Origin of the sequence: Enterobacter sp. R-25, from assembly GCF_049913205.1 — a bacterium.
Taxonomy (GTDB): domain Bacteria; phylum Pseudomonadota; class Gammaproteobacteria; order Enterobacterales; family Enterobacteriaceae; genus Enterobacter; species Enterobacter ludwigii.
In genome coordinates, this window is sequence record NZ_CP183982.1 from 3861632 (window position 1) to 3877873 (window position 16242).

15 protein-coding genes are annotated in these 16242 nt (G+C 54.9%); 8 read left to right on the forward strand and 7 right to left on the reverse strand.

Going from position 1 to position 16242, the window contains the following annotated elements; translation table 11 throughout:
• Positions 1 to 87: 87 nt before the first annotated feature.
• A complete protein-coding gene (locus ACN9MQ_RS18340; RefSeq protein ID WP_025203325.1) occupies positions 88 to 954 on the reverse strand; it encodes a LysR family transcriptional regulator in 867 nt (288 codons plus the stop codon).
• Between the two features lie 103 nt (positions 955 to 1057).
• Here ACN9MQ_RS18340 and ACN9MQ_RS18345 point away from each other — a divergent pair, with 103 nt between their 5' ends.
• Together ACN9MQ_RS18345 and ACN9MQ_RS18350 are read left to right on the forward strand one after the other, a co-directional pair.
• Complete coding sequence (locus tag ACN9MQ_RS18345) at positions 1058 to 1519, forward strand: multidrug/biocide efflux PACE transporter (RefSeq protein ID WP_014171480.1); 462 nt, start codon at positions 1058 to 1060, stop codon at positions 1517 to 1519.
• A 118-nt stretch (positions 1520 to 1637) separates the two neighbouring features.
• A complete protein-coding gene (locus tag ACN9MQ_RS18350) occupies positions 1638 to 2867 on the forward strand; it encodes an amino acid permease (RefSeq protein ID WP_032678908.1) in 1230 nt (409 codons plus the stop codon).
• A 31-nt stretch (positions 2868 to 2898) separates the two neighbouring features.
• On the opposite strand, the gene ACN9MQ_RS18355 is transcribed toward ACN9MQ_RS18350, so the two are convergent.
• Positions 2899 to 3372, reverse strand: coding sequence for an Lrp/AsnC family transcriptional regulator (locus tag ACN9MQ_RS18355; RefSeq protein WP_175416317.1), 474 nt, complete (start codon positions 3370 to 3372; stop codon positions 2899 to 2901).
• Positions 3373 to 3488: 116 nt separating this feature from the next.
• Between ACN9MQ_RS18355 and ACN9MQ_RS18360 the strand changes: the two genes are divergently transcribed.
• Positions 3489 to 4100: a LysE family translocator gene (locus ACN9MQ_RS18360; RefSeq protein ID WP_032680350.1), complete on the forward strand. Its 612-nt coding sequence runs from the start codon at positions 3489 to 3491 to the stop codon at positions 4098 to 4100.
• A 28-nt stretch (positions 4101 to 4128) separates the two neighbouring features.
• Here ACN9MQ_RS18360 and ACN9MQ_RS18365 read toward each other — a convergent pair whose 3' ends face one another.
• Both ACN9MQ_RS18365 and yjdI read right to left on the reverse strand, forming a co-directional pair.
• Entirely contained in the window at positions 4129 to 4401 is a 273-nt protein-coding gene (locus ACN9MQ_RS18365; protein ID WP_014171484.1) for a GNAT family N-acetyltransferase, read from the reverse strand.
• A 10-nt stretch (positions 4402 to 4411) separates the two neighbouring features.
• Positions 4412 to 4642 carry a 4Fe-4S mono-cluster protein YjdI gene (gene yjdI / locus ACN9MQ_RS18370; protein ID WP_020883756.1) on the reverse strand — a complete coding sequence of 77 codons (231 nt, stop codon included), beginning with the start codon at positions 4640 to 4642 and terminating at the stop codon, positions 4412 to 4414.
• Between the two features lie 178 nt (positions 4643 to 4820).
• On the opposite strand from yjdI, the gene ACN9MQ_RS18375 reads away from it, so the two are divergent.
• The 5 genes from ACN9MQ_RS18375 to ACN9MQ_RS18395 all read left to right on the forward strand — a co-directional run bounded on the left by ACN9MQ_RS18375 (position 4821) and on the right by ACN9MQ_RS18395 (position 11331).
• On the forward strand, positions 4821 to 6458 hold the full coding sequence (locus ACN9MQ_RS18375) for an ATP-binding protein (RefSeq protein WP_044857530.1): 1638 nt from the start codon (positions 4821 to 4823) through the stop codon (positions 6456 to 6458).
• Positions 6459 to 6461: 3 nt separating this feature from the next.
• Positions 6462 to 7163 (forward strand): response regulator, encoded by a 702-nt coding sequence (locus tag ACN9MQ_RS18380; protein WP_079231701.1) that lies wholly within the window; start codon positions 6462 to 6464, stop codon positions 7161 to 7163.
• 168 nt (positions 7164 to 7331) lie between these two features.
• Complete coding sequence (locus tag ACN9MQ_RS18385) at positions 7332 to 8420, forward strand: ABC transporter substrate-binding protein (RefSeq protein WP_020883753.1); 1089 nt, start codon at positions 7332 to 7334, stop codon at positions 8418 to 8420.
• Between the two features lie 78 nt (positions 8421 to 8498).
• On the forward strand, positions 8499 to 10268 hold the full coding sequence (locus ACN9MQ_RS18390) for an ABC transporter permease (RefSeq protein WP_014171489.1): 1770 nt from the start codon (positions 8499 to 8501) through the stop codon (positions 10266 to 10268).
• On the forward strand, positions 10261 to 11331 hold the full coding sequence (locus ACN9MQ_RS18395) for an ABC transporter ATP-binding protein (protein ID WP_020883751.1): 1071 nt from the start codon (positions 10261 to 10263) through the stop codon (positions 11329 to 11331). The genes ACN9MQ_RS18390 and ACN9MQ_RS18395 overlap by 8 nt, the downstream gene beginning before the upstream one ends.
• A 77-nt stretch (positions 11332 to 11408) precedes the next feature.
• Here the strand turns inward: ACN9MQ_RS18395 and manA are convergent, their stop codons facing one another.
• The 3 genes from manA to ACN9MQ_RS18410 are packed head-to-tail and all read right to left on the reverse strand — an operon-like array spanning position 11409 to position 16237.
• Positions 11409 to 12575 (reverse strand): mannose-6-phosphate isomerase, class I, encoded by a 1167-nt coding sequence (manA, locus tag ACN9MQ_RS18400; RefSeq protein ID WP_426262665.1) that lies wholly within the window; start codon positions 12573 to 12575, stop codon positions 11409 to 11411.
• Positions 12572 to 13990, reverse strand: a complete 1419-nt coding sequence (locus ACN9MQ_RS18405; protein ID WP_032678911.1) for a glycoside hydrolase family 1 protein — start codon at positions 13988 to 13990, stop codon at positions 12572 to 12574. The genes manA and ACN9MQ_RS18405 overlap by 4 nt, the downstream gene beginning before the upstream one ends.
• A 51-nt stretch (positions 13991 to 14041) precedes the next feature.
• A complete protein-coding gene (locus ACN9MQ_RS18410; protein WP_410377332.1) occupies positions 14042 to 16237 on the reverse strand; it encodes a CBM35 domain-containing protein in 2196 nt (731 codons plus the stop codon).
• Positions 16238 to 16242: the final 5 nt, after the last annotated feature.

Here is a 16242-nt window from a genome sequence, read left to right on the forward strand (position 1 = left end):
CTCTGTGTTAAATGACATGACGATAGTAGTGGATTGTTATTGGCAATTATCTTAATTGTTTAAAAATAGTGAGTTTAATCACAAGGATTAGCGCGCATCCTGCAGATACTGCCGCAGCCAGCTTCCGGCAACGCCGGGCGGGGATCGTTTATTCCAGAGCAGATCGATACCGATCGCCCGTGGCCAGCCGGGGACATTCAGCTGCACCAGCGATTTCGCGGCGGCAAATTCATCCACCAGCGCGCACGGCAGCACGCACCAGCCAAATCCCTGCACCGCCATACTGAGCAGTAACAGGTAGTTGGGTGCCGACCAGACGGGTCCGCGTGCGAGCGTTGCCTCCCGCTCCAGATAGGTGCTGAGCCGCAATTCCCGCCAGCCGTGCAGCTCATCGGCCTGGATTACTTGCTGCCCGGCCAGAGGATGGTTGGTCGCGACATAGATTGCCATCCGGGTCTGTATCGGCAACCGGGTAAAACCAATATCGGTCGGATAACTGTCACGCGCTTCCGTGAGACCAACCTGCGCACGCGACTTCTGCAGCAGATCGATAACGTCCTCTTCCTCGCCAATCAGGCATTCAAATTCGGTATGGGGAAAGCGCTGGTCGAACTGGTTCATCAGGTCTTCCAGCACGTCCGGGTTGAGGGTATCGGAAAGAACAAACGTCAGGCGCGCCTCCGTTTGTGCCGTTAACGACACCGCCAGCTCGTCAAGCCGCGTGCTGGCCGCGAGGATCGCCTGCACATAACCCAGCACCTGTTCGCCCTGGGCGGTTAACACCGGCTGACGGGCCGAACGGTCAAACAGATCGAAGCCCAGATCGGCTTCAAGATTGGCGATGGATGTGCTCACGGTCGACTGGCTTTTACGTAACCGACGCGCGGCGGCAGAAAAAGAGCCAGCCGCGACGGTCTCAACGAATGCGGTAAGAGCTTCAGGTGAATAACGCATGCACTATCTACTTTATCGATGGATACCATCTTTAATATATCACCTTTAGCGATAACAATAGGCCGCATCAACGCCAAAATGCGTATTCACGAGGTCTAAAACTATGCAACATCAGGATGCACTCCAACGTAAACTGCCGGAGCGGATCTTTCATGCCGTCTGTTTCGAAGGGATTGCCACGGCGATCCTCGCCCCGACGGCGGCGTGGCTTATGCAACGTTCCGTGGTGGAGATGGGTGGGTTGACCATTATCCTGGCAACCACGGCCATGCTCTGGAACATTATCTATAACGTCGGCTTCGACCGTTTCTGGCCGGTTCACCGCATCACACGCACGGCAAAAATCCGCGCACTGCATGCGCTGGGATTCGAGTGCGGGTTTATTGTGATCGGCGTGTCGATAGTCGCCGCGGTGCTGGGCGTCACGCTGCTGCAGGCATTCACACTGGAAATTGGTTTCTTCCTGTTCTTCCTGCCGTACACCATGTTCTATAACTGGGCTTACGATACGCTGCGCGAGAAATTCCTTAAACGTCGCCAGCAGCGACGCGCCCTCGCAGGCTAATTCCCTCTGGCCGGACGCCCGCTCCGGCCAAACTCCTTCGAAGCAACTGCGCTCTCAACCCATAATTATGGTAAATTGCGCTCCATTCTGTTGGTTTGATAGTTGATACGTTGCTCTAATGTCGAAAATTTGGTCAAAAGATGAGACTCTCTGGAGTTTCGCTCTCTATGGCACGGCCGTGGGCGCAGGAACGCTGTTCTTGCCCATTCAGCTGGGCTCCGCAGGCGCTATCGTCCTGTTTATCACTGCCCTTGTGGCCTACCCATTAACCTACTGGCCGCACCGCGCGCTGGCACAATTCATCCTGTCGTCGAAAACAAAAGGCAATGAAGGGATCACCGGCGCCGTTTCCCATTATTACGGCAGGAAGATAGGCAACCTGATCACCACGCTCTATTTCATCGCCTTCTTCGTGGTGGTGCAGATTTATGCAGTGGCCATCACTAACTCGTTAACTGAGCAGCTGGCAAAACACATGACGGTAGATACCGCCGTTCGCGTGCTGGTCAGTTTTGGCGTGGTGCTGGTGTTAAATCTGATCTTCCTGATGGGACGGCATATCACCATAAAAGTGATGGGCTTCCTGGTGTTTCCGCTGATCGCCTACTTTCTGTTTGTCTCGCTCTATCTGACCGGAAGCTGGCAACCCGCGCTGCTCACAAGCCAGATGGCATTTGACCGCCATACGCTGCATCAGGTCTGGATTTCGATCCCGGTGATGGTATTCGCTTTCAGCCATACGCCGATTATCTCGACGTTTGCCGTTGACCGCCGTGAGAAGTTTGGCGACGCCGCCATGGACAAGTGCAAGAAAATCATGAAGGTGGCGTACCTGATTATCTGCCTGAGCGTGCTGTTCTTCGTGTTCAGCTGCCTGCTCTCTATTCCACCGTCCTATATCGTTTCGGCAAAACAGGAAGGGGTAACCATTCTGTCGGCGCTGTCGATGATGCCCTCTTCTCCGGCATGGCTGGGGATTTCCGGGATTATTGTGGCGATTATCGCCATGTCGAAATCGTTCCTCGGCACCTATTTTGGGGTGATCGAAGGGGCGACGGAGATTGTGAAGTCATCGCTGAACCAGGTGGGCGTGAAAAAGAGCCGCGCCTTTAACCGCGCGATCTCCATCATGGGGGTGTCGTTAATCACCTTTGCGGTGTGCTGCATTAATCCGAATGCCATTTCGATGATTTATGCCATCAGCGGTCCGCTTATCGCCATGATCCTGTTTATCATGCCGACGCTGTCGACGTACCTGATCCCGTCCCTGAAACCGTACCGATCTGTCGGCAACCTGCTGACGCTGATCGTTGGCGTACTGTGCGTGTCGGTGATGTTTGTAGGCTAAACGCCCTGCGCCCGGCGTTCTGCCGGGCGCGTTATTCGTCACGCCCTGAGATGTCGAGCGGAAACGGCCTGTCCTGCACGACCGTTTTCATGACCAGCGTTGAGCGAAGATGCTGAACGCCGGGCATCGCAGAGAGCTTCTCATCATAGAGTTTCTGAAAAGCCGGCAGGTCGCGGGTCACGACGTGCATCAGATAATCAGGATCGCCAAATAAACGCTGCGCCAGCACAATTTGCGGGATCTCTTCCACCGCCTCCTCAAATGCGCTCACCGCCTTTCTGTCGCCCTCTTTCAGCGTCGCAAACACGATCGCCAGAAAGTTAAACCCCATTTTGGCGGGATCGAGACTGGCCCGGTATCCCGTAATGGCCCTGCTTTGCTCCAGCGCCCGCACGCGCCGGTGACACGGCGAGAGGCTCAGGTTCACCCGTTCAGCCAGCTCCGTAAGAGATAAACGGCCATCAGCCTGCAACTGCGCAAGAATTTTTCGATCGATGCTGTCCATGTGGAAGATTTTGTCAATTTCACCGTCTTTTGAGCATAACATTGAAAACTCATTTCGTCCGGATACCGATATGCTTTCTCCCTGTTGACGAGTGAAATTCTGGAGTTTTACAGACGATGGAAATGAGTATTGTGGCTGGGTTTTGGGTGGTGTCTTTCCTGCTCATCATGACACCGGGCGCCGACTGGGCTTACGCTATTAGCGCCGGCATCCACGGGCGGCGCGTGGTACCCGCAGTGATGGGCCTCATGTCCGGGCATCTGCTGGCGACACTGATTGTGGTCGCGGGCGTGGGCGTCATGATGGCGCAACATCCGCTGGCATTATCCGGGCTGACGATAGCGGGAGCGCTTTACTTGCTGTGGCTTGGTATCTCACTGTTACGCGCTCCTGGCGCACCGGAAAGCGCCACAACCTCGGCGGCAAACTGGAAACAGTGGGCGGTGAAGGGATTATGTATCAGCGGCCTTAACCCGAAAGTTTTTTTGCTGTTCCTGGCCCTGCTTCCACAATTTACTGACCCGAAGGGAAGCTGGTCGGTTGCGATGCAGATGTCCGCGCTGGGCTTGCTACACCTCATCACCTGTACGCTGGTCTATCTGCTGGTGGGATACGGTTCAAAAGCCATCCTGGCCACACGCCCGCAGGCCGCGCGTCTGGTGAGCAGAGCATCAGGGGGAATGATGGTAGTGATTGCAGTGGTGCTGCTGTTTGAACAGATCAGATAAAAAAACACCGGCCATTGCCGGTGTGTTTCTACGCCCGAATATCGTCATATTCCCGCGTATTATCAAACTCATGTTTGGCAAACGGGCATAGCGGGATAATTTTTCGGTTTTCACCGCGCATCTTCGCGACCACTTTTGCCACCAGCTGTTTACCCACACCTTGCCCTTTCAGGCTCGGATCCACATCGGTGTGCTCGATAATGCTCAGATGCTCACCGGTCGGTACGAAGACAATCTCTGCAACCTGGTTACCGTCAGCATCGTTGACGTAAAACTTGTTATGGCCTTCCAGAATATCCATGGTTCCTCGCTTATTTTTGGCGATACTTCAGCGCACCGCTCGGGCAGGTATCAATCACATGTACAACCGTTTCGACGTCCACTTCATCCGGTATAATCCACGGTTTACGTTTCAGGTTGAAGAGCTTAGCGCTCCCGCGCACGCAATTTCCTGAGTGTTTGCAGATTGCGGTGTTGAAGTAAACGTCAATTTTCTCTCCGGTATAGGCCCGGTAGCCTGCATCCAGTAGCGCTTTATCCACGACATTGCCTCTGTAATTATTCGGGTGCTGGATGAAGCATAGCCTTACGCGATCCTGATAGCTATAACCCCCAAAACGAAAAGCCAGGTCACAACTCTGTTTTCACCAGATTGCATCCCCCATTTCCTCATGTCAGTCTGCGCAGACCGCTCTAATCAGACTCCCCGCGTCAGGTCGTATGAAACGCAGACTCTCTTTTCAGGTAAAACTTTTTTTAGCGCTGGTGTGCTTCTCCTGCCTGCTGTTAGTTCTGCTGGGAACCATCCTGTTTCATTTTATTGACCGGCAATTGCATCACGATCTCGGCCAGCGCGCCCGGGTTCAGGCCAGCGAAATCGCGTTGATGCCGGGTCTGGCGGAAAACGTCGCGGCCAGAAATATCCCCGCCATCGCCCGTTTAATTCAGCCTATACGGGCCGAAAGTGATGCCAGTTATATTGTCATTGGCGATACCCGGGAACAGCATCTCTATCATTCAGAATCACCGGAACGCATCAATTTACCGATGATCGGCGGGGATAATGCGGAGGTATTACAAGGTAAAACGATTATTTCGGTGCGTAAGGGTGGGATTGGGGTTTCACTGCGCAGCAAAGCACCCATCTTTAATGCGCAGCATCAGGTGATTGGGATTGTCTCGGTCGGTTATTTGACGTCGTACATTGCGAATATCAATGCGCGTATTCTCTGGCAGTCCGGGTTATACGGTATGGGTCTGTTGCTGTTACTGTTTATTTTTTCCTGGTTGTTTACCCGCAACCTTAAAAAGCAGATGTTCCGCCTTGAGCCAAAAGATATTGCGCAACTGGTCTTACAGCAACGCGCGCTGCTGGAAGCAATGTATGAAGGGGTATTTGCCGTCAATGAAGAAAAGCAGCTGATTTTAATTAACCGTGCCGCCAGAGAGATGCTGGATATTCATCAAAGTGAGAAAGCGCTTATCGGCAAACCGCTGGAAGACGTTCTGCAAACGTCCCCCGGTTTTTTATCGCAGCGCTACGCCTCGGTTAGCCGCGGCAGCCACGACCAGATTGCGGTGCTTAACCAGCGCGAGGTGATTGTTAACCGCGTGGCGATTGAGGTTGAACCTGGTGTTGAAAGCGGTTGGGTTTATAGCTTTCGCGACAAGAATGATATCAACACTCTCAGCAGCCAGCTAAGCCAGATTAAACGCTATGCGGATAACCTGCGCATTATGCGTCATGAACAGCTGAACTGGACCGCCACGCTGGTGGGGTTGCTGCAGATGAAACACTATGACGAGGCGATCCGTTACATCCAGGCACAGTCAGAAGGGGCGCAGCGCGTGCTGGACTTCGTCTCAGCCCATTTTGTCTCGCCGGCCCTGTGCGGATTGCTGCTAGGGAAATATGTCAGCGCCCGGGAAAAGGGCGTTGAACTGCAGTTTGATCCCGCCTGCCAGCTCACCCGCATGCCTGCCAGCATCACGGAAATGGAGCTGGTGTCGGTAATTGGCAACCTGCTGGATAACGCCGTTGACGCCACCCTGAAAGCCCCGGTTCCCGCAGCTGTAGAGCTTTACATTTCCGATCGCAACCAGGAGTTGCTGATAGAGGTGGCCGATCGGGGTTGCGGGGTGGATGAGGCGATGAAACCGCATCTCTTTCGCCAGGGATTCAGCAGCAAGCCGGAAAGCGAGAACGACATTGTGGGCACAGAGCACGGTATTGGCCTGTTTCTGGTGGCAGGCTATATCAACAAGGCGGGCGGCAGCATTGAGATAACGGATAACGCTCCTCAAGGCACGATATTCTCTGTGTTTATTCCCAATCCACTCCCCGTTCGACAGGGCTAACGCATGACAACGACCCGAGCACTTGATGTTGTGATTGTTGAGGATGAGCCGCACCTGGCGGAACTGCATCGCGAGTATATCGAGCAAAATTTCCATTTGCGCGTGGTGGGCATTGCCGCGTCGATTGAGCAGGCGTGTAACCTGATACGCCAGTATCAGCCGAGGCTGATACTGCTGGACAATTATCTCCCGGACGGTAAAGGCGTGGCGTTAATCGATAACCCGCTCCTGAAAAGCTATGAATGCTCGGTGATCTTTATCACCGCAGCCAGCGATATGCAGACCTGTAGCCATGCCATGCGCAGCGGCGCGTTTGACTACCTGATTAAGCCCGTTTTTTTCCAGCGTCTGCACGCCTCGCTGGAGCGTTTTATGCGTTTCATCCACACCGTGCAGCAGGTGAAGGTTGTCGACCAGCATGCGCTGGATCGCCTGTTTAACCTCCCCGCCGCGGACACCTCGCAGACCCCGTCCACAAAGGGTATTGAGCCTCACACCCTGGACCGTATTAAGCGTTTATTTGCGGAACACCCCGAAAAAACAATGTCGGTGGAAGAGGTGGTGGAATACGTCGGCATCAGCAAAACCACGGGCCGCCGTTATCTGGAATACTGCGTGGAAAGTGGGTTAATCAGCATTGAAATGCTGTATGGCAATATCGGTCATCCCAGAAGGCTTTACCGCAAAGCGGCAGAGAAAACGTAATCCGCAACCGTTCGTTTGCTAAGCGTCGCGGATTTTATGGTGTTAATTGCTGAAACGACGCCGACAATCACACTTCGGAACCGCAACCCGCGCCCCCCTATTGTCGGCGCGGAGCCATGCGCTATGTTGACAATTAGTTCCTCAAATGTAACTAAAAGGTTAACTATAATGTCGAACATTTTCCGAATTTCTCTGATTACCGCTACCGTACTGTGTTCTGCTTCCGCACTGTCTGCTTTGCCGCAGGGCTACCCTGCTGACTATCAAAAAATGGTCGATGCCGCGACCAAAGAGGGCAAAGTGGTGATCTACTCCACCACCGACACCAAAGCTGCCGGGCCGCTGATTGAGGGCTTCGAAAAAACCTATCCGGGCATCAAAGTTGAATATAACGACATGAACAGCACCGAGCTGTACAACCGTTTTATCAGCGAACAGGCCTCGGGTGGCGGAAGCGGCGATGTGGTCTGGAGCTCCTCCATGGACACCGGGCTGAAGCTCGCTACCGACTACGCCATGGAGTACAAATCACCGGAGCAAAGTCAGCTGCCTAAATGGGCGGTCTGGAAAGATAAAGCCTACGGCACCACCTATGAGCCCGTCGTGTTTATCTACAACAAACGGCTGATCCCGGCGGGCGACGTGCCTGATTCCCATGCGGCGCTGGCTAAGCTTATTGCCAGCCAGACGGATAAATTCAAGAGCAAAGTCACCACCTACGACATCGAAAAATCGGGTCTGGGCTTTATGCTCTCGGTGCAGGATCACAAGGCCGATCCTAACTACTTCAAAACCCTGGCCGATATCGCCAAAGGGGGCTTAGCCGTTCAGTCTTCAACCGGCACCATGATGGAGAGGGTGTCATCAGGGGAAAACCTGATCGGTTTTAATATCCTCGGATCCTACGCGGAAGCGCGCGCGAAGAACGATCCGTCGCTGGGGATCGCCTATCCAAAAGATTACACCCTGGTGTTATCACGCGTGTCGTTCATCAGCCAGCAGGCGCAAAACAGCAATGCCGCGAAACTGTGGCTGGACTACGTCCTGTCTGAAAAAGGACAAAGTATTCTGGCAAGCCAGGCGGATATCCCGTCCATTCGTAACGATATCGACGGCAAAAATGATATCGACGGCCTGACGAAAGTGCTCGGCAATGCGCTGAAACCTATCCCGGTTGATGAAAGTCTGCTGGAGTATCTGCAGCCGAAAAAACGCCTGGAGTACATCAAACAGTGGCGTACCGCTGCCGCCAAATAAGCGTCTGAGCGCGACGCGGGCCGTCGCGCTCCTGTTACCTGAGTTCGTTTTGCTGGGCTGCAACACCAGGGATACCCCATGAATACATTTCGCAGAAAGTGGCAAAGCCTGCCGCGCGGTATTGTCGTGTTGATAACCGCCCTGGTTATCTACACGCCGCTGTCGTTTATCGTGATACAGAGCTTCTTGTCCGCCCCGTTCTTTTCACCGGCAAAAGAGTGGAGCCTTGAATCATTTGGTTTTATCTTCACCGACCCTGATTTCTATAAGGCGCTGAAAAGCGGTTTTATTCTCGCTTTCGGGCTGGTCATCATCGCCATTCCGTTAGGGGGCGTGCTGGCCTTTCTGATGGTGCGTACCGACCTGCCCGGCCGCCGTCTGATTGAACCGCTGATCCTCGTGCCGGTTTTCGTGTCGCCAATGGTGCTGGGATTCGGCTACGTGGTAGCCGCCGGTCCGGTAGGCTTTTTATCCCTCTGGGCGCAGGCGCTGATTGGTTTCGTACCGTGGAATATCTACGACATGTCGAGCATCGTGGTCATTGCTGGCCTGACGCATGTTCCGCATGCCTATCTCTATATTTCGTCCGCGCTGCGAAGCGTCGGTTCCGATGTGGAAGAGGCCGCACGTACCGCGGGTGCGTCGCCCTTACAGGTGATGACCTCGGTCAGCCTGCCGATGGTGCGCCCGTCCATTTTGTACGCCATCGTTCTGCTGTTCTTCCTCGGTCTTGAAGTGTTTGGTCTGATGCTGGTCCTCGGCGATCCGGAAGGCAACATGGTGCTGGCAACCTACCTGTACCAGCTGACCAATAAGCTTGGTACCCCTTCCTACCACCTGATGGCGGCGGTTGCGGTGGTGCTTATCTGTATCACCATTCCGCTGGTCATGCTGCAGCGTCGCCTGATGCGCACCGCCAACCGTTTCGTGACCATGAAAGGCAAAGCGTCCCAGGCCCGGGCCTTACCTCTGGGTAAATGGCGCTGGGTGGCGGGCGCGGTGGTCGCCTTCTGGCTTACCGTCACGATCGGCGTTCCCCTGCTCGGCGTGGTATTGCGCGCGTTTATCTCAAACTGGGGCGTGGGCGTTTCACTGTGGGACGAGCTTTCCCTGAGTACTTTTCGCACGATATGGGCGCAGCCGAACCTGCTGCGCGCCATCGTCAACTCCATGTCCATTGGGGTCATTGGCGGCGCGCTGGCCGTGGCGTGCTACCTGTTTGTCGGTATCGCCATGCACCGCAAACCGGACAATACCACGCGTTTTCTGGATTACAGCGTCCTGGTGCCGCGCGCCGTGCCTGGCCTGCTCGCGGGTCTGGCCTTTCTCTGGGTGTTCCTGTTCCTGCCGATGTGGCTGGATAACTCGCTGAAATCGGGCTGGCTTTCCGGGTTCGCCTGGAGCGACTGGATGCGTGAAAACCTGATTGTCTGGCTACGTTCGCTGCGCAGCACCATTTTCAGCGTCTGGCTGGCCTATACGGTGGTCTGGATGGCGTACGGGCTGAGACTCATCTCGTCCACCCTGCTGCAGGTTGCGCCGGAGCTTGAAGAGGCCGCCCGCAGTACGGGGGCTACGCGTGGCCAGATCACCCGCCATGTCACGATCCCGCTCTCCCGCTACGGCCTTATCGGTTCGTGGCTGCTGATGTTCCTGATTTTTGAACGCGAATATTCAACGGGTGTGTACCTGCTTTCACCCGGCACGGAAACCATCGGCTCAATGCTGGTATCCCTCTGGGCCGCGGGAGCCATTGATATTGTGGCGGCGCTCTCTTTTATTAACATCCTGCTGGTGGTGGTAGGTCTGGGCATTGCCCTTCGTTTCGGAGTCAAAATACATGATTGAATTAGCGGTTAACGATCTGCACCTGACCTACGGTGACAATCCTGTTTTAAAAGGGGTCTCCATGAACCTCAACCGCGGCGAAGTGGTGTCCCTGCTGGGGCCATCCGGCAGCGGGAAAACCACCCTGCTGCGTGCGGTGGCGGGCCTGGAAAAACCGACTCAGGGCTCGATTATCATTGGCAAAAACAAAGTCTATGACGGCACGCCGCGCAGTGAGATCCCGGCGGAAGAGCGTAACCTGGGCCTGGTGTTTCAGTCGTATGCGCTGTGGCCGCACAAAACCGTTTTTGAAAACGTGGCCTATCCGCTCAAGCTGCGCAAGGTTCCGGCCAAAGAGATCCAGCAGCGCGTACAGGACGTGCTGGACCAGCTCGGGCTGGGCCATCTGGGCAAACGCCACCCGCACCAGCTCTCCGGTGGACAACAGCAGCGCGTGGCAATTGGCCGGGCGCTGGTCTACAACCCGCCGGTCATTTTACTGGATGAACCGCTCTCTAACCTCGACGCCAAGCTGCGCGAAGAGGCTCGCGTATTCCTGCGTGAACTGATTATCAAGCTGGGCTTATCCGCGCTGATGGTAACGCACGACCAGAATGAGGCGATGTCGATTTCCGACCGTATCCTGCTGCTTAACAACGGTAAAATCGAGCAACAGGGCACACCGCAGGAGATGTACGGCTCGCCGAAAACGCTGTTTACCGCTGAGTTTATGGGCAGCAATAATCGCCTGCACGGCAAGGTAACGGAAGTACGCGACGGCAAAGCGCGTATCGAAGGCAAAGGCTGGGTGCTGTGGGGCCAGGCCGGTGAAGGGGTACGAAGCGGTGAAGACGCCACCGCGGTGATCCGCGTCGAGCGCGTGGCGGTGGTCGAGGGGCCGGGGGAAAACCAGCTGGCGCTCCCGTTACTGACCAGCATGTATCTCGGTGACCGTTGGGAATACCTGTTCCGCACGCCGGGGGATGATTTTGTCATTCGCGCCTATGGTCACGAGGCCCGGGACCCGCTGCACTGCCACCTTTCGCTGCCTGAAAAGCACGTGTGGATCTTCCCGAAAAACTAAATGTAAAAAGGCTGCGATAAGCAGCCTTTTTTATGCCCGACATACTGCCTGCACACGGCAGTGAAAGCCTTACGTCATCAGCTTACCAGGCAAGACTGCCCGTGCTGAGTCAACGTCCATAAGGTTGTGACCGCCGGGATGAACGCGGACTGACCGGCGTTCAGCGTCATGGTGGCACCCTCGGCGTGGCTGAGCGTGGCACTCCCCTTCAGCACCAGCAGAATTTGCGCACGGTCTGTCCGGATGTTTTGCTGCTCGCAATGTTCAATGACGCTAAAGCGAAAATCCGTTACCGGGATCGGGTATTGCTGCATCCCCTCTTCCCGCTGCGGATGCATCCTGAGGCGGTCGGCTGGGGTTTCGTCAAACACCGTACAGCGCACCAATTCTGCCACGTTGATGTTCTTGGGGGTTAAGCCCGCACGCAGCACGTTGTCAGAACTGGCCATGACCTCAACTGCCGTACCATTCACATAAGCATGTAGCGTACCGGCGCGCAGGAACATCGCCTCACCCGGCGCAAGCGTAATGCAGTGCAGATACAGCGGGGCCAGAGCCCCGATGTCCCCCGGGTAGTCTCGCAGTAGCCGTTCGATAAAGGGCGCTACCGGAGCAAACACCCCGCATGCAAGTCGCGCTTCCAGACACGTCAGCACGCCCTCTTTTTCCGCCGGCTCAAGCGCCATCAGACGCGTAAAAAAGGCCTTAAGCCCTTCAGCATGCAGGTTGTTGCGAAACAGCGACAGCGCGGACGTCAGGGCCGGGGCATCCAGGCGCAAAAAGTGATTAGCAATCTCCTGATACGGCCGGAAGCCGTTCATGGCCATAAAAGGCGTCAGGGCAAAAACCAGCTCGGGCTTATGGTTCGCATCGGTGTAATCCTCTCCGGGCAGGTTGCCCTGACGGGCGAACCCGTCTTCTGCCTGGCGCTTATTGGGATGTACCTGCAGCGACAGTGCGCACTCCGCTGACAGCAACTTCAGCAGGTAAGGCAACTGCCCCGCAGTTTCTCCCGCGCACGCGCCTAACATCTCTGCCGGCCTCTGTGAAATAAGGTCCTGTAAAGAGCGTAACCCTGTATCGGTTTCAATCTCCGAGCAGCCTGCGGGGTGGCTTCCCATCCAGACCTCGGCCTGGGGTTGATCGTCAGGGTTGAGCAGGCCAAAAAGATGATTAAGCGCTACGCGACTGCCCCAGGCGTAATTTTTGATGCCGTTACGCATCCGGTAAAAAGGCTGACTCATTGCGTATCCTTTTCACATTCGCCAGGGGTGAAGCCATTTTCAGCCGCCAGCTGCGCAAACCACAATGCGTTACGTTTGATTTGTCGCTCCCCGGTGGCTAAATCCAGACGCCAGAAGCCATATCGCCGCTTGAAGCTGTTGATCCAGGACCAGTTATCAATGAAGGTCCACTGATGAACACCAAAACAGTTGGCGCCGTCAGCGATACCACGATGCAGCTGAGCCAGATGCTCCTCCATTAAAGCGATACGGAAGGTGTCATCTATTACGCCATCGGCCTGCACCGGCCCTTCGGACTGCAGATCCATCGCGATGCCAATTTCCGCCAGATACCATTTGATGTTGCCGTAGTTATCGCGAATATTGCAGGCAATGTCATAGATAGCTTCCGGGTGGATCTCGTTATTGTCGCGATAAGGGTTAAACCGTCCCTGAGGATCAATATAATTTTCGAAATAGACTTCCGGCGTGAAGTAATCGAGCGCGTAAACGCTTTCCCGCGCTTTCACCCTTCTTGGCACATAATAATTCACCCCCAGAAAATCAATTCTCGACTGCAGGATCGTCTCCACATCCTGCCGTGAAACCTCTGGTAAGCAGCCGTTTGCGGTTAAGATTTCGCACAGTTCTTTGGGGAATTCATGTTTAACCAGCGGGTCGAGGAAGCTACGGTTAAACAGCAGGTCGGCATACCAGGCCGCTTTTTTATCGGCCTCGCTGTCGCTGCGGGTATAAGAAGGCGTGAGGTTGAGCACGACACCAATCTCACCCGGCAAGCCCATTTCACGGTAGACATTCACCGCCCTGGCGTGCGCCAGCATAATATTAAAGGCGACCTGAGCCGCCAGTTTGCCATCTTTTTTACACGGATAATGGAAGTCATATAAATAACCGCCTTCCACCGGCACGATCGGCTCATTAAAGGTTATCCAGTATTTCACCTTATGGCCAAACAGCTCGAATGCGGTGCGGGCGAAGCGGGCAAAAAGCTCGGTTACGTAGGATGACTCAAATCCGCCATATGCTTTTTGCAGCGCCTCGGGCATATCAAAATGGTAAAGATTGATGATGGGCTCGATGCCGTTGGCAATCATTTCATCGAAGTAATCGTTATAGAAGCGGACGGCGTCGCGGTTTGGCTGTCCGGTTTTGAAATCATCGATCAGACGCGACCACTGAATAGAGGTTCGAAACGAGTTAAACCCCGTTTGCTTCATCAGGGCTACGTCTTCTTTATATTTACTGTAGGTTTCACAAACGTGCTGCGGACCAATCTGCTGAAAAAAACGCTCCGGTTGTTCGGCAAACCAGCTGTCCCAGACAGAACGGTGCGGCTTATTGGCTATGCCTTCCGTCTGCGGACCTGATGCCGCTGCGCCCCAAAAAAAACCTTCCGGGAATTGATACCGGTTCATAACGCCTCCTGAATGAAAAAAAGGGCTGCCCCGAACAGGGCAGCCAAATAACTACTCTGCAGTGACTTCAATTGATTTGATGAACATATATCCCCAGTCGCCAGAGAACTTGCCAAAGCTAATGGTGTTGTCCCCTGCCCTGAGCGTGACCGGTACGATCATCGTCTGGCCTTTCTCATCCGTTTGCGGGAATTCAATGCTCACCGGCGTTCCGCCGTTCACAATGAACGAGTTTTTCTTACTCCCCCATTTGCCGTTAAATTTCACGTGCAGGGCAAACTTACCGTCCCAGGGAGCGTTAACCTGCCAGGTCACGCTGTCTCCGTCATTGGCAAAAGGGCCAAGGAAACCGTCTTCACCAATCGCTAACGTATCTTTATCGCTCTTGGTGATGTTCAGTTTCCCCTTGCTGACGTCCAGCGTTCCGCCGCCAAAATGACAGTAGTCCGCCGGCACGGGTCCCGCCGCGGCCTTCACGCTAACGTTTACCGTCTTGCTGCTTTTCAGCAGTCCATCGTCAGCGGTAAAGGTCAACGCATAGTCACCGGGAGCCGAGAACCAGGCACGGGTTTCCGCTTTGGTGCTGTCACAAAAGTGGACGTTATCCTTGCCTTCGTGATGCCATGCCACGCTGACCTTCGGCTCCGGCAGATTGTCATCCTGCCAGGCCGCGGTGAGCTGAACGCCTTTATCCACGGTGGTAGAGAGCGCCTCCTGCAGAGTGATGACCGGCGGCAGGTTTTTCTGCGTATGCTCAAGGCGAATCACGTTTGAAGGCGCAGACTGACCGCTTTCGTTCTTTGCGATCACCCGGTAGTAGTAAGTCTGGCCCAGCGTCAGGCTGCGATAGTCATCACGGAAGAGATCCATTTTTGCCGGATCCCACTCATTTTTGCCGTCAGAGATATCCTGACCAACGCGGGTCCACGGGCCGTGTGGCTGAGTCGCTCTCTCCACATCGTAATAACGCCCGACGGGGGATCCCATCCAGTTAATGGCAAACGGTGAGTTGCTCTCGCGCAGCTTAGGCGCTTCCGGGACCGGCAGAGCCGGCGCCTGGCTCAGCCCCGCCATTTGCGCCGAGGCGGTTCGCACCAGATTGACGACCTCCATCTCCTGGTTTGCTTTACCCTCGACCGGGAAGCCAGGCAGGTGGTAGCTGTAGTGCCCGGTAAACTCTTTGTGCCAGTAAAAACCACCATCATGGCGATGACCACGGAAGCCCCAGATAAAGCCCCCCGCCGCCTGCGCGCCATTGACCTCGGTATGCACAATGGCCTGCATGATAGTGTTAAGCTCTTTTTGATCGAGCAGACCAAATTCGCCAACCAGATAGACCTTTTTGCCGCCAATCGCCTCCAGATCTTTACGAACCTGCTCGGGGTGGTTGTTCTCGGCGTTGGTGTAATAGTGGTTACTGATGATGTCGACGTTCGGATCGTTGAGCGCGAAATCATTCACCTTTTTATAGGTACCATCGACGACAAGCTGATGAGGCGCCCACTTGCGGATCCAGGCCGACGTTTTCTGCAGGAAATCAGCATTGGTGTTTTCCAGCTCATTACCCGTTTCCCAGGCCATGATCGCCTTTTCATCGTAATAATGGCGTCCCGTAATGGTGTTGGTACGGGTAATCACCTGACGGATCACATCCTGATAAGCACGGTAGGTTTTACTGTCAGTTCGATAAAAATCTTCCGGCTTTTCATGATAAAACGCGGCCAGCTGTTCGCGTCCCCCCCACCACCACCAGTGGTCAATAAACGGCAGAATCAGGCGCAGCCCCTGCTTATCCGCCTCGGCAATCATGTTGTCATACACTTTCATGGCCGTTTCATTCAGCCGCGGCATGCCGTCCGGCGTTGCCGGTGCCAGAATATGTGTCTCACGTCCGCAGGCAGCATCATTTTCCTGCTGCACGGAAAGCACATATACGCGCTGTGCTTTAGCACCGGTTTGCACCAGCGCTTTGATCCAGTTCTCCTGCTCTTCAGCAGTCGGCCATCTAAAGTATTGCCCCCAGCCGCGCGGATCGGCCTTACAGGTTCCGCGCGCGTCATCTTCTATACGATGCAACTCCGGGGCGTGGATCCCGGCGAAGCGAAAAACGCGATCGCCATCTTTTAACGCTGCGCCATCGCGAGTAATAAAGTGTTCAAAATGGGATTGCTCAGCCGCCAGAGCCCCCGCGCTTCCCAGCGCGGAGAGTAAGGAGACGAGAAGCAGTTTTCGAATCGGGAAAGCCATCTCTT

Bases quoted from the DNA above. Each gene is read 5' to 3' on its own strand.
- ACN9MQ_RS18340 (WP_025203325.1), bottom strand. From the start codon at position 954: ATGCGTTATTCACCTGAAGCTCTTACCGCATTCGTTGAGACCGTCGCG.
- ACN9MQ_RS18345 (WP_014171480.1), top strand. From the start codon at position 1,058: ATGCAACATCAGGATGCACTCCAACGTAAACTGCCGGAGCGGATCTTT.
- ACN9MQ_RS18350 (WP_032678908.1), top strand. From the start codon at position 1,638: ATGTCGAAAATTTGGTCAAAAGATGAGACTCTCTGGAGTTTCGCTCTC.
- ACN9MQ_RS18355 (WP_175416317.1), bottom strand. From the start codon at position 3,372: ATGGACAGCATCGATCGAAAAATTCTTGCGCAGTTGCAGGCTGATGGC.
- ACN9MQ_RS18360 (WP_032680350.1), top strand. From the start codon at position 3,489: ATGGAAATGAGTATTGTGGCTGGGTTTTGGGTGGTGTCTTTCCTGCTC.
- ACN9MQ_RS18365 (WP_014171484.1), bottom strand. From the start codon at position 4,401: ATGGATATTCTGGAAGGCCATAACAAGTTTTACGTCAACGATGCTGAC.
- ACN9MQ_RS18375 (WP_044857530.1), top strand. From the start codon at position 4,821: ATGAAACGCAGACTCTCTTTTCAGGTAAAACTTTTTTTAGCGCTGGTG.
- ACN9MQ_RS18380 (WP_079231701.1), top strand. From the start codon at position 6,462: ATGACAACGACCCGAGCACTTGATGTTGTGATTGTTGAGGATGAGCCG.
- ACN9MQ_RS18385 (WP_020883753.1), top strand. From the start codon at position 7,332: ATGTCGAACATTTTCCGAATTTCTCTGATTACCGCTACCGTACTGTGT.
- ACN9MQ_RS18390 (WP_014171489.1), top strand. From the start codon at position 8,499: ATGAATACATTTCGCAGAAAGTGGCAAAGCCTGCCGCGCGGTATTGTC.
- ACN9MQ_RS18395 (WP_020883751.1), top strand. From the start codon at position 10,261: ATGATTGAATTAGCGGTTAACGATCTGCACCTGACCTACGGTGACAAT.
- manA (WP_426262665.1), bottom strand. From the start codon at position 12,575: ATGAGTCAGCCTTTTTACCGGATGCGTAACGGCATCAAAAATTACGCC.
- ACN9MQ_RS18405 (WP_032678911.1), bottom strand. From the start codon at position 13,990: ATGAACCGGTATCAATTCCCGGAAGGTTTTTTTTGGGGCGCAGCGGCA.
- ACN9MQ_RS18410 (WP_410377332.1), bottom strand. From the start codon at position 16,237: ATGGCTTTCCCGATTCGAAAACTGCTTCTCGTCTCCTTACTCTCCGCG.